The 10,864-nt window shown below is 64.0% G+C and carries 16 protein-coding genes; 13 read left to right on the top strand and 3 right to left on the bottom strand.

Translation table 11 applies throughout. The annotated features are described in order from the left end of the window. Positions 1–402: methionine adenosyltransferase domain-containing protein (locus ACQKJZ_RS15350; protein WP_427732069.1), on the top strand; the 402-nt coding region annotated here is incomplete at its 5' end. A 73-nt stretch (positions 403–475) separates the two neighbouring features. Beyond that, positions 476–1,333 (top strand): hypothetical protein, encoded by an 858-nt coding sequence (locus tag ACQKJZ_RS15355; protein WP_427732071.1) that lies wholly within the window; start codon positions 476–478, stop codon positions 1,331–1,333. 6 nt (positions 1,334–1,339) lie between these two features. Here the strand turns inward: ACQKJZ_RS15355 and ACQKJZ_RS15360 are convergent, their stop codons facing one another. Next, on the bottom strand, positions 1,340–2,155 hold the full coding sequence (locus ACQKJZ_RS15360) for a formate/nitrite transporter family protein (RefSeq protein WP_427732073.1): 816 nt from the start codon (positions 2,153–2,155) through the stop codon (positions 1,340–1,342). Positions 2,156–2,219: 64 nt separating this feature from the next. Between ACQKJZ_RS15360 and trmB the strand changes: the two genes are divergently transcribed. The 9 genes from trmB to ACQKJZ_RS15405 all read left to right on the top strand — a co-directional run bounded on the left by trmB (position 2,220) and on the right by ACQKJZ_RS15405 (position 8,868). Then, positions 2,220–2,900, top strand: a complete 681-nt coding sequence (gene trmB, locus ACQKJZ_RS15365) for a tRNA (guanine(46)-N(7))-methyltransferase TrmB (protein WP_427732075.1) — start codon at positions 2,220–2,222, stop codon at positions 2,898–2,900. A gap of 120 nt (positions 2,901–3,020) precedes the next feature. Further along, on the top strand, positions 3,021–4,262 hold the full coding sequence (locus tag ACQKJZ_RS15370; RefSeq protein WP_427732077.1) for a tyrosine-type recombinase/integrase: 1,242 nt from the start codon (positions 3,021–3,023) through the stop codon (positions 4,260–4,262). An 88-nt stretch (positions 4,263–4,350) separates the two neighbouring features. Beyond that, a complete protein-coding gene (locus ACQKJZ_RS15375) occupies positions 4,351–5,187 on the top strand; it encodes a hypothetical protein (protein ID WP_427732079.1) in 837 nt (278 codons plus the stop codon). A 109-nt stretch (positions 5,188–5,296) separates the two neighbouring features. Further along, a complete protein-coding gene (locus ACQKJZ_RS15380; protein ID WP_427732081.1) occupies positions 5,297–5,494 on the top strand; it encodes a helix-turn-helix domain-containing protein in 198 nt (65 codons plus the stop codon). Positions 5,495–5,500: 6 nt separating this feature from the next. Next, positions 5,501–5,704, top strand: a complete 204-nt coding sequence (locus ACQKJZ_RS15385) for a hypothetical protein (RefSeq protein WP_427732083.1) — start codon at positions 5,501–5,503, stop codon at positions 5,702–5,704. Continuing rightward, the gene (locus ACQKJZ_RS15390; RefSeq protein ID WP_427732085.1) at positions 5,704–5,973 is read left to right on the top strand and encodes a hypothetical protein; all 270 of its coding nucleotides are present in this window, start codon (positions 5,704–5,706) and stop codon (positions 5,971–5,973) included. The genes ACQKJZ_RS15385 and ACQKJZ_RS15390 overlap by 1 nt, the downstream gene beginning before the upstream one ends. After that, on the top strand, positions 5,970–6,302 hold the full coding sequence (locus ACQKJZ_RS15395) for a hypothetical protein (protein WP_427732087.1): 333 nt from the start codon (positions 5,970–5,972) through the stop codon (positions 6,300–6,302). The genes ACQKJZ_RS15390 and ACQKJZ_RS15395 overlap by 4 nt, the downstream gene beginning before the upstream one ends. After that, positions 6,299–7,267 carry a DUF7146 domain-containing protein gene (locus tag ACQKJZ_RS15400; RefSeq protein ID WP_427732089.1) on the top strand — a complete coding sequence of 323 codons (969 nt, stop codon included), beginning with the start codon at positions 6,299–6,301 and terminating at the stop codon, positions 7,265–7,267. The genes ACQKJZ_RS15395 and ACQKJZ_RS15400 overlap by 4 nt, the downstream gene beginning before the upstream one ends. Further along, positions 7,264–8,868 (top strand): hypothetical protein, encoded by a 1,605-nt coding sequence (locus ACQKJZ_RS15405; RefSeq protein ID WP_427732091.1) that lies wholly within the window; start codon positions 7,264–7,266, stop codon positions 8,866–8,868. Before ACQKJZ_RS15400 ends, ACQKJZ_RS15405 begins: the two co-directional genes overlap by 4 nt. A 555-nt stretch (positions 8,869–9,423) precedes the next feature. Here the strand turns inward: ACQKJZ_RS15405 and ACQKJZ_RS15410 are convergent. Beyond that, positions 9,424–9,663: a hypothetical protein gene (locus ACQKJZ_RS15410; protein ID WP_427732093.1), complete on the bottom strand. Its 240-nt coding sequence runs from the start codon at positions 9,661–9,663 to the stop codon at positions 9,424–9,426. A 49-nt stretch (positions 9,664–9,712) separates the two neighbouring features. Between ACQKJZ_RS15410 and ACQKJZ_RS15415 the strand changes: the two genes are divergently transcribed. Both ACQKJZ_RS15415 and ACQKJZ_RS15420 read left to right on the top strand, forming a co-directional pair. Beyond that, the gene (locus tag ACQKJZ_RS15415; protein ID WP_427732095.1) at positions 9,713–9,958 is read left to right on the top strand and encodes an HGGxSTG domain-containing protein; all 246 of its coding nucleotides are present in this window, start codon (positions 9,713–9,715) and stop codon (positions 9,956–9,958) included. A gap of 41 nt (positions 9,959–9,999) precedes the next feature. Next, positions 10,000–10,338, top strand: coding sequence for an HGGxSTG domain-containing protein (locus tag ACQKJZ_RS15420; RefSeq protein ID WP_427732097.1), 339 nt, complete (start codon positions 10,000–10,002; stop codon positions 10,336–10,338). Positions 10,339–10,376: 38 nt separating this feature from the next. Here ACQKJZ_RS15420 and ACQKJZ_RS15425 read toward each other — a convergent pair. Beyond that, on the bottom strand, positions 10,377–10,864 hold a 488-nt coding region (locus tag ACQKJZ_RS15425; RefSeq protein WP_427732099.1), incomplete at its 5' end, for a hypothetical protein.

Genomic DNA, 10,864 nt, shown 5'->3' on the forward strand with positions numbered 1-10,864 from the left:
GGTGCGGCCCCGCATGGCGGCGGCGCGTTCAGCGGCAAGGACCCGACCAAGGTCGACCGCTCGGCGGCTTACGTCGCGCGCTACCTCGCCAAGAACGTCGTCGCGGCGGGCCTGGCCAAGCGCTGCACCATCCAGCTGTCCTACGCGATCGGCGTCGCCGAGCCGCTGTCGGTCTATGTCGACCTGCACGGCACCGGCCAGGTCGAGGAAGCCAAGCTGGAGGCCGCGCTGCCGAAGCTCGTCCGCCTGACGCCCAAGGGTATCCGCGAACATCTGAAGCTGAACGCGCCGATCTATTCGAAGACCGCCGCCTACGGGCACTTCGGCCGCGAGGCGGAGGGCGCGCTGTTCACCTGGGAAAAGACCGACCTGGTCGACCGGATCAAGGCCGCCGTCGCCTGATCCCAGCCCAGGGTTGAGGAAGACGCCCGTGCGGGGATACCCGCGCGGGCGTTTTTCTTTTCCGATCACCGGCTTGCCCTTTGCGGCCCGACACGTCAGCTTCCTGTCGATCGAGAGGGGGCGGACGATGCTGGCGATGGCGATTCTGATGGCTATGGCGCAGGTGGCGGCACCGCCCGCCGTCGTGCCGGCGGATGGACGCTCCGAGAAACAACGCCTCGCCGACGCTTCGTTTTTCGGCGCGATGATCTATGCCTTCGACCGGGCGGCCTGGGTCAGCAGCGACTCGCTCATGGAGATCGTGCCCAGGGATCAGTTGACCGGTGTCGGCGGCTATGTGATCGAGCCGGTGGAAAAGGACACGCTGCGCGCCACCTATTTCAAGGGCGCGGCCGCCGACGCTCGCGCCTTCTTCGTCGCCGATGTGCGCGGCGGGAAGGTCGTCCGGCACGAAATCCTGTCCGAACCGGTGCCGTTGACGCCCCAACAGATGATCCTTGCCCGCGCGCGCGAAATCGCCACGCAGGAGGCGGCGGCGAAGCGCTATCGCCCCTGTACCGCCGCGCCGTTCAACACGGTGGTCCTGCCGTCCGTCAGTGGCGGCCCCGTCACCGTCTATCTGCTGTCACCCCAGGTCAGCCATACCAGCTACATGATGGGCGGCAACTACCGCGTCGCCATCGCGCCGGACGGCCGGATCGTCGACAGCCGCGCCTTCAACACCAGCTGCCTCGACCTGAAGCTGCCCGAGAAACAGAAGCGCGGAGACGCGGTCATCGGGCTGTTCGTCAACCATCTGCTCGATCCGGTGCCGACCGAAATTCACGTCTTCGCATCCTACAGCGTCTTGCAGCCCATCTTCGTCCTGACGCCCGACAAGCGGACATGGCAGGTGCGGGGCCGGGACATCTCGATCCTCGCCCCACGCTAAAGGCCGCTATTCCCCTGTCTCGCCCTGCACCTGTCCGTGCGCCAGCAGGGTGAACAGCCCCGCCCCGCCGACCAGATTGCCCAGGATCGCCGGGATCAGCAGGCCGAACAACGCGTGCCCCACATCGACCCGGCCGGTGAACAGCAGCAGGAACGTCTCGTCCGCGCCGACGATCGAATGGCTGAACCCCGCCACCGCGATAACATAGGTGATCGCCAGGATGATCCAGAAGGCCTGGTTGCGGCCATTGGGCAGGATCCAGGCGATCATCGCGATCAGGAAACCGGCGGGGATGGCGTTGATGAACGTCTGCCACCCGCCAAGCTCCAGGATGCGGGCCGAGACCTCGACCATCGCGGCGCGGATCTCGGCATTGCCCAGCGCGCCGCCCGCAACCATCCCGGCGGCGAGCGCGGTGCCGATCAGATTGGCGACCAGCACGATCGCCCATAGCCGAACGGTCCGCCGCAGCGCCCAGCCCGAGGGCCGCGTCACCAGCGGCAGCATCGCGGTGATCGTACTTTCAGTGAACAGCTGCATCCGCCCCAGGATCACGACCAGGAACCCGACCGGATAGCCCAGCGAGGCGACCAGATCGCGCCACGGCGCATCGGGCAGGCCGGCATGAAGCGCGCCCTCGGCGATCAGCGAGCTGTGGATCGCGATCCCGGCCGCCAGCCCCGACCAGAACAACGCGCCGCTCGGACGGTCCAGTTCGGCATCCCCCGCCTCGCGCACGGTGCGATGCAGTTCCTTGGCATCGGCGGCCTTTTCGGCCTCGCCGTCCTGCGTGCCGCCCTGCGGTTTGTCATCCTGCGCCATTCACGTGCCAACGAGCGGACGCACCCTTGGCTCCCACCCCTTCCCCACGCTAAAGGCCCTGGCGATGAACGATCCGACGACGATCCGCCGCCTCTATGGCCGGCGACAGGGCCACAAGTTGCGGCAGGGCCAGGCCGCGCTGGTCGAAGACATGCTGCCCACCCTCAGCGTGCCGGAGGACGGGCCGCTGGACGCCATGCGGCTGTTCGGCGACGATCGGCCGCTACAGGTCGAGATCGGCTTCGGCGCGGGCGAGCATCTGGCGGGGCAGGCGCAGGCGACGCCGGGGACCGGCTTCATCGGATGCGAACCGTTCCTGAACGGCGTGGTCGGCGCGCTCGGCCATATCCGCGACCGAGAGCTGGCCAATGTCCGCCTGCATATGGGCGACGCGCTGGAAGTGATCGAGCGGCTGCCCGACGCCAGCCTCGACCGCGTCTATCTGCTCCATCCCGATCCCTGGCCCAAGGCGCGGCACGCCAAGCGGCGGATGATGAACCATGGCCCGCTCGACACCATCGCGCGCAAGCTGAAGTCGGGGGCGGAATTCCGGCTGGGCACCGACGATCCGACCTATTGCCACTGGTCGATGATGATCATGAACGCGCGCGAAGACTTCGTCTGGCAGGCGCGCGGCCCCAGCGACTTCCTGACCCGCCCGGCCGATTGGCCCGAAACGCGTTACGAGCGCAAGGCGCGCCGTCAGGGGCATGAAGTGTGGTATTTCAGGTACATTCGCCGCTAGGCCCTCCTGTTCTAGCTTCGTTCACCCCCTTCCCTCTCGTACGCTCATCCCGACGTTTCCTTGATGTTCCCCCCACTTCCCGCTACGGTGATTGCCAGGTGATTGCTGGCGGGGCACGAAATGCCGACGGGAAAGGTCAATAAAAGGACGATCGACGCGCTCCGTCCGGGGCCGTCGGCCGCCTTCCTGTGGGATGAGGACCTGAAGGGGTTCGGGGTGAAGATCACCCCGGCTGGGGCGCTGTCCTATGTCCTGCAATACCGGATGGGCGGACGCGAGGCGAAGACCCAGCGGTTCACGATCGGGGGCCATGGTTCGCCCTGGACGCCTACCACGGCCCGCACCGAGGCGGAGCGGCTGTCAGTCCTGATCGCACAGGGCATCGATCCAGCCGAGGCGGAGAAGAAGCGCCGCCGGGAAGCGGTTGACCTGGCGTTCAGTGCCTATACCGACAGCTTCCTGAAGTCGTGCAAGGGCGATGGCTGGCGCGCCCTCGTCGAGCGGTCACTGCGCATCCATGTGAAGCCGGTGCTGGCCAAGAAGGCCCTGCCCCTCATCACGCGCGCGGACATCGTCATGGTGTTCGACGCCATGCCGCCCGACCAGCACGCCGGACGCCGCAATATATTCGCCATCCTCCGGCGCCTCTTCAAATGGGCGATCTGGCGTGGCGACATTTCTCTATCGCCGATGGAGGGCATGGAGACGCCGCCGCCGGTCAAGGCGCGGGATCGCGTCCTGTCCGAGGATGAGTTGCGCCGCGTCTGGCTTGCGGCACCCGGTTGCCATCGTTGCTTCGGGCCGATCATCCGCCTGTTGATCGTCACCGGCCAGCGCCGCGAGGAAGTGACCGGCATGGCTTGGACCGAGCTGGACCGCGCGAAGGCCCTGTGGCGCATCCCAAGCGAGCGGACCAAGAATGGCGAGCCCCACAGCGTGCCGCTCAGCAGATTGGCGATCGAGACGATCGATAAGATGGCCAAGGGGGACAAATGGCCGCGCAAAGGACTGGTGTTCACGACGAAGGCCGACGGCCCGTTCACAGCCCATTCCAAGGGCAAGGAAAAGATCGATGCGCTGTTGGCCAAGGACGGTGGCGAGCCGATCCCCGGCTGGCGGCTGCACGACCTGCGCCGCACCTTGGCGACCGGGTTCCAACGGCTGGGCATCCGCTTCGAGGTGACCGAGGCCGTGCTGAACCATCTATCCGGTGCAAGATCCGGCGTCGCTGGCGTGTACCAACGGCACGAGTGGACCGACGAAAAGCGGGCCGCGCTCGACGCCTGGGCAACGCATATTGAACAGGTTCTGACCGAGACAGACGAAACCAACGTGATTGCGCTCGCTGAAAGGCGGGCGTGATGCTGGGGCGGCTAGGGTAGCTCCCGAACGGCTGGTTTCCGCCCAGCCTGCCGCCCCTTCCACTAAGCGGACGCTCTGCGGAGGGCGAATGTTCGAGAAAATGAAAAAGGCAGCCCGCCATCCGGGAAAGATGCCCAACGCGTTAAAGCTGATCGATTGCATACGTGAGCTGCAAACGGTTTTTCGGATGACGCCCATTACCGATAACGATCGCGAAACACCGGCATATCTTGGCATGCTGGGAATATCGCCGCCGTCGTCGCCCTATCACGATCGCAGCAAGTATGCTGAACAAGCCTATCTGACGCAAATCGCGACGGAAGCCATTCGCTATGGCCTGTCGAACGGCACGCTACCCGTTTGGTGCGATTATAATGCCGAATGGGTCGAACTCGACCATGACGTTATGTTCGCCCGGAATAAGTGGGAGCGGGGATGCGTGCTCGGCTCGGGCGTGTACCGGCCGCTAAACGTTCGACGCGAACATGGGGACGAGCAACGCCTCGCTTGCGAAGATGCAACGCTATGGGTGCGTGAACAAGATTGGCCAAAGGCACGTTCAATTTTTATAGCTGACCGTGAGAAGCGGATGGGTAGCGTTCTACGACAAGACTGGCAGCAGCATCTGCAAACGCTGAAAGACCATATTGCGGGTATCCGGCCATTGAGGGCTAGCGCAGCATCAGGCAAGATAGCCCCGGAGGCGCCATCGACATCAACGGCGTGGAACGAAGCGGAGATGACCGACGCTATTCGGGCATGGACGTCGGCCAACTCAAGCCATGATCGCGACCGCGCATGGAAAGAACATTTTAAGCCAATGCATGCCGTTCATGGCTGGAGCAATCGCGCATTTCGGGATCACTGGACTGTGGCGTTGAAATCCACAGGTCGTCCAGGCCCAAGGGGTAAATCCGCGCAATAAATCCGCGCAAAAACAACGCTATTCCGCGCACGCAGAAATTCCACGCAGAATACCATCCTCCCAAAACCCTCCTGTTCCCCGGCAATCCCGCTGGACAGGAGGACAGCAAATGCAGAAGCTGTTGAGCACGAGCGAGGCCGCGCCGCTGATCGGCGTTGCCCCCAAGACGCTCATGAATTGGCGCGTCCTGGGTGTTGGTCCACACCACATCCGCGCTGGCCGGAAGGTCGCCTACGACGTCAACGACATCGAGGCATGGAAGGCGGCGCGTCGCGTCCGCTCGACGTCGCAGCTGGTCGCGGCGTGAATAGCGATGACCAACGAAAGGACGGCGAGCAGCCGTAAAATGCGAAAGGCCCGCACCGCGGCAACGGTGCGAGCCTCCACGAATTTCTTCAACAACGACGAACACGACAATAGCGTCAACCTGCACCGAGTTCAATGCGTGATCACCGCCTGCGGTGTTGCGCCGTGGTACGCGCGCATCGTGGCCTCGCTCGCTTTCGGAGGCGTGTGATGCTGACGGAAGATCAGGAAAAGGCCATCTTGCAGGTCGCGATCGACCGCATGGCCGACGAAATGCCGCCCGAGGTCGAGGACGGATTCTGGGCGAAGATCAACGACCCACTTGCCAGCCTCATCCTTCGGCCGGGCAATGGCCTGACCTATGATGAGCGCATGCTCCTCGTCGTGATCGCCGCGAGGGCAGTCAGGGCCAATGATGACGAACAGGCCGCTCGTGAAGATGCGTTGGCGGCGATCCGCCGGGCGGGAGGTGGGGCATGACCGTTGTGCCTTTCCCCAATGTCATCGTCCGGGCGCTGGTCATCGAGCAGCTCAACCAGGATCAATGGCACGTACTCGTTCAGGGCGCCGACGTCCCGCGTGACTCGTTCGAGTCTCGTGGAACTGGCGTTGCGTCCTTCGCAGGCGCGGCCTGCGATGCGATCGAGATTGCGGAAATGACCGGCCTCCCCGTTCTGGTCGCCAAATATCGGGAGCCCATCAAGCCGCTCAACTCGATCGCGCCCTCGAAGGCCTTCTGGCGTCAGCGCTTTCACCGTCGATCCTCACTCGATCACATCATGTACGGTTCCGTTGGAGGTGAAGCATGACCGGCGGCAATCATGAAATCACCCGCATGATCGCGGATGTGCGCAACCGCTGTTCCGTCTCGTCGATCGCGCAGGCTGCAGGCGTCAAGCTGAAGGCTACGTGGGAGGGATGGTCGGCACGCTGCCCCTTCCACGAGGACGGGACGCCCAGCTTCACGATCTTCGACAACGACCGCAAGTTTCAATGTTTCGGCTGCGGGTGTGAAGCCCGTGGCGATGTCATCGACTTCGTACGGCGGCTCCACAACGTCGGCCTGCGAGAGGCAATCGCGATCCTGAACGGTGAGGCGGCATCTGGGCGGGTTTCGCAACCGAAGCCGAATGCCAAGCCTAAGGCGGACACCCAAGCGGCGGCGCTGCGGATCATTGACGGATCCAGACCGATTGAGGGTACGCCAGCGGAGGCCTATCTGCGCCACCGAGCCATTACGATGCCGCTGCCCTCGTGCCTGCGGTTCGCGATGCTGGCGCCCCCGAAGAACAGTGGAGTTCTCGAGGTGAACGGCCCTGGGCCTATGCCGGCACTCGTTGCCATCATCAGCGGGAAAGACGGCAAGCCGACTGGCATCCAGCGGATCTACCTAACCAGTGACGGCCGTAAGGCTGCCAGCCGCGACGGCAAGGTGAAGTTCTCTCTCGGTTTTGTGGCGGGCGGCGCGGTTCGTCTCTCCACCTTCTGCGGCGACGACGTTGTCACCTCCGGCAGCGTGGAGGACGGTCTATCCCTCATCCAGATGGGGGCACCCGCCGTATGGGCCGCGCCGGGAGAAAGCATGCTTCACCGTATGTGGCTGCCCGACGAGGCCCGATCCGTCGTGATCGGTGGTGATGCCGACGCGGAAGGGCGCCGCGCGGCAGACAGGGCGGCAGCGGCTTTCACCGTGGCAGGGCGTGGGGTGTGGATCATCTATCCGACCGCGCCCTGCAAGGACTTCAATGAGGAACTTCAGGAGTCGGCAGCATGACCGCTTCTTCATTTGCGAAGCGCGTTGCGGCTGCTGCAATCCACGCTTCGCCCACCCAGACGCCGTCCAGCACGGTTGCGGGCGCGATCCGGCCGACGATCGCGATCACCGCGGGCGACATGCACAATGTCGCAACCAAAGGCGAGCGGGCGCTGATCATGGCCGGTGCCCCCTTCTATATTCGCGGCGGCTCCATCGTGCGGCCCATCCTCGACGAGGTGAAGGATGCCCGCGGCTTGGCCCTGAGCCTCGCCCGGCTCGTCGAGGTGCAAGACGGTGCGATGTTGGACCATCTCGGCCGTGCGGCGGCATGGGAAAAGTACGACGGCCGCAAGCAGGCGTTCGTTCCCACCGATCCTCCTGCCGCCGTCGCGACGACGATCCTGTCCCGTGATGGCGAATGGACGTTTCCGCGCCTGGCAGGCGTGATCACCACGCCCACTTTGCGGCCCGATGGCAGCATCCTGAGCAAGGCCGGGTATGACGAGGCGACGCAGCTGGTGTTGCTCAACCCGCCTGCGCTTCCCACCATGCCTGACAAGCCGTCGCGTGAGGATGCGGTTCAGGCGCTCGGCACCTTATCGGCCTTGCTAACTGACTTTCCCTTCGTGGACGAGGCCAGCCGGTCGGTCGCGCTGTCGGCACTCGTCACGCCCGTCGTGCGCGGTGCGATGGCCGTGTCCCCGATGCATGCGGTGACCGCTACCGCACCGGGGTCGGGCAAGAGCTACATCGTTGACATTGCATCGGCGATCAGCACCGGCGAACGGGCCCCCGTCATGTCGGCGGGCCGGACCGAGGAGGAAACCGAGAAGCGGCTGACCTCCGCGATCCTTGCCGGGCAGGCACTGGTTCCGATCGACAACGTCAACGGCGAACTCGGCGGCGACTTCCTCTGCCAACTCGTCGAGCGGCCGATGGTCAACGTCCGCCCCCTTGGGACGTCGAAGCTGGTCAAGGTACCCAGCCGCGCCTGCTGCTTCGCCACCGGCAACAACATCCGGTTGGTGGGCGACATGACCCGCCGCATGGTCCTGTGTTCGCTCGACCCCAACGTGGAGCGGCCGGAGACGCGGCAGTTCTCGGGCAACCCGTTCGCCGCGGTCATGGAAGACCGTGGCAAGTACATCGGGGCCGCGCTCACCATTGTACGGGCTTATGTTGTAGCCGGCTGCCCCGACGCGCTGCCCGCGCTGGCGTCGTTCGAAGACTGGTCACGGCTGGTCCGCTCGGCATTGGTGTGGCTCGGCTGTGTTGATCCCCTCCAGACAGTGGAGAAGGCCCGCGCCGAAGATCCGGTCACCAGCGCTCTCAGCGCCCTGTTCAGCGCCTGGTATCAGGCGACCGGATCGAAAATCCACACCACGGCCAGCATCAAGGGCGTGACGCAGGAGATGGATCCGTTCCAGAACCTGCTGCATCACGATTTACGTCAAGCCCTGCTCGACGTTGCGGACGATCGTCGTGGCGACATCGATACCCGTCGTCTGGGCAAATACCTCGGCAGCTATGCTGGACGTGTCGTCGCAGGTTTCAAGCTGGTGGCGGAGCATGACACGCACAAGAAGCAGCGTACCTGGCAGGTGATGAAGATTGCCTAGGATTTGCGGGTAGTGCGGGTATCTGCGGGTATTGTCCCAGTCCCCACGCGGAAACTGTCAGGTGACACTTTCTATAGGGCGGCTGGAATCATACCCGCCATCACCCGCACTACCCGCAACTCAATTTGCCTGCAGGCAAAACTGCCCCGCCGGGGTCAGAAGGGCCTTGGAGGCACCACCCGGTGACGGAAAATCGACCGATTAGCGGAGAGCGAAATGGCTGACATGGATGAAAGGGCTGCGCCACACGACAAGGAGAAGGCGCGCATTGCGGCGGCACGAGAACGGTGGGTCGAACGCACACCCCCAGTGCAGGTAACGTTCCCCCAGGGCAGCGAACGTAGCATCCGCTCTCCCCACTCCGATGACAGCGGTCATACGATCCGGATGGCTGACACGTTCGGGACGCGGTCAACGGACTTCCTGGCCATCCAATTAACTGAGTTAAGCGCCGCTTTCCGAACCCGGGGCCACAGAGATGCGACCGAGCAGGAATTGAATGCAGGCATTGCTCTTGTCGCTGCTATTGCCCCGGAGAATGAGCTGGAGGCCGCGCTAGCGGTGCAGATGGCCGGATGCCATGCGCTTGCCACTGACCTTATCGGCCGTGCGGCAGGTGCGGACAATCTCAGCCACGCGCAAGCCTTCGGCAATTTGGCCGTCAAGCTGCAGCGAACCTTCACTGCTCAGATCGAAGCGCTGGCCCGGATGCGAGGCAAGGGCCAGCAGACTGTCAGGGTCGAACATGTCACGGTCGAAGCCGGTGCGCAGGCGATCGTCGGCGACGTTCATCATCACGCCCTTGGGAGGGGTGGGGACAATCAGCAAAACAGGGAACAACCCCATGGAACCAGACAATTTGCGGAACGCTCCGCGCTGCCTAGCCCGGACACGCAGGGGGACGGCGTGCCAATCACCGGCGATGCCGAACGGCCGGTGCAGGTTGCACGGCGGCTCCAGCCCCGGCGCTCCGCCCGGAAACCAGAACGCACTTAAGCATGGGCTCTACAGCAGTGATTATCTGGCGGTCCGCCGGGCTGCAGCCGCCGTGCGCCGCGACCTTCGCGCGATGTTGGACGAGATTGGATGATAGAGACTGATTCGGCTAGGAACCCCATGAAGGGCTGACAAATGTTGACAATCCAACGGGGGAACGACGCCCGCCTTCGAAAGCTGTGGCGCGACCATTTCACGGAATGTGCTCGCCTCACGGCGGAATATCGCGATGCCAACGATGCCTACATTCGCAACGGAGGCGGCGGAGTGCGCCGTCCAGAACCGCCCTGTTACCCGCCCTTCCCTATCGAGCTGCGCGGCCTGATCTGTGGTGCGAAGAGTCGCAGCGGCCAGCCGTGCAAGCGGACCGACCTCATGACGAATGGGCGTTGTCGGTTCCACGGCGGCCTGAGCATCGGGCCGACCCCAACCACGGGCAAAGCGATGGCCGCGGCAAACCTAGCAAGACGCTAGCAAGCGGACTGCTGACGAGGCCAGGAAAGGCGATCCGCCTAAAAGTCCCCCAACTTCGTGGCTTCGTAGGCAAAGATCTCGAACGGTTCACCCGAACGCATCTGAACAGCGCGCCACTTCGTGAAACCCAGTTCCGGAGCGTCCGATGGGCGGCGAGCGGCTTCTCCAATGGGATGCATTCCCGCGTCATCGAAACCGCTACCAGACCGGGTGGTCGCAATCACAAACAAACCACCCGAGTGCATGACAAGTGCTCCCAGCGGCTGCCCTACAAGCGCCGGGTGGAACGACGACGAAATGTCGACCTCAAGCGAGATGTCGCTGAACACCATTCCTTCGCCATTCCCAGCGTTGGCAAGATCGAAGGCTGAACCTTCCATGTCCCCGTTCAGCCGAATTGCCATCGGCTGCGGGGCACCAGTGAGGAGGTATGGACTTGCCCCGCTTAAGTGGAGAGGCATTTGCTCAGCGTGACGCGGTTCGTTCGAACTGCGCGGGGCTGATGTAGTCGAGCGCGGAGTGACGC

Origin of the sequence: Sphingomonas sp. NPDC019816, from assembly GCF_050274375.1 — a bacterium.
Classification (GTDB): Bacteria; Pseudomonadota; Alphaproteobacteria; order Sphingomonadales; family Sphingomonadaceae; genus Sphingomonas.

Coding starts and splice junctions, on each gene's coding strand:
- ACQKJZ_RS15360 (WP_427732073.1), bottom strand. CDS start 2,155: ATGGCGCAGGATGACAAACCGCAGGGCGGCACGCAGGACGGCGAGGCC.
- trmB (WP_427732075.1), top strand. CDS start 2,220: ATGAACGATCCGACGACGATCCGCCGCCTCTATGGCCGGCGACAGGGC.
- ACQKJZ_RS15370 (WP_427732077.1), top strand. CDS start 3,021: ATGCCGACGGGAAAGGTCAATAAAAGGACGATCGACGCGCTCCGTCCG.
- ACQKJZ_RS15375 (WP_427732079.1), top strand. CDS start 4,351: ATGTTCGAGAAAATGAAAAAGGCAGCCCGCCATCCGGGAAAGATGCCC.
- ACQKJZ_RS15380 (WP_427732081.1), top strand. CDS start 5,297: ATGCAGAAGCTGTTGAGCACGAGCGAGGCCGCGCCGCTGATCGGCGTT.
- ACQKJZ_RS15385 (WP_427732083.1), top strand. CDS start 5,501: ATGACCAACGAAAGGACGGCGAGCAGCCGTAAAATGCGAAAGGCCCGC.
- ACQKJZ_RS15390 (WP_427732085.1), top strand. CDS start 5,704: ATGCTGACGGAAGATCAGGAAAAGGCCATCTTGCAGGTCGCGATCGAC.
- ACQKJZ_RS15395 (WP_427732087.1), top strand. CDS start 5,970: ATGACCGTTGTGCCTTTCCCCAATGTCATCGTCCGGGCGCTGGTCATC.
- ACQKJZ_RS15400 (WP_427732089.1), top strand. CDS start 6,299: ATGACCGGCGGCAATCATGAAATCACCCGCATGATCGCGGATGTGCGC.
- ACQKJZ_RS15405 (WP_427732091.1), top strand. CDS start 7,264: ATGACCGCTTCTTCATTTGCGAAGCGCGTTGCGGCTGCTGCAATCCAC.
- ACQKJZ_RS15410 (WP_427732093.1), bottom strand. CDS start 9,663: ATGATGAACGTCGCCGACGATCGCCTGCGCACCGGCTTCGACCGTGAC.
- ACQKJZ_RS15415 (WP_427732095.1), top strand. CDS start 9,713: ATGGAACCAGACAATTTGCGGAACGCTCCGCGCTGCCTAGCCCGGACA.
- ACQKJZ_RS15420 (WP_427732097.1), top strand. CDS start 10,000: ATGTTGACAATCCAACGGGGGAACGACGCCCGCCTTCGAAAGCTGTGG.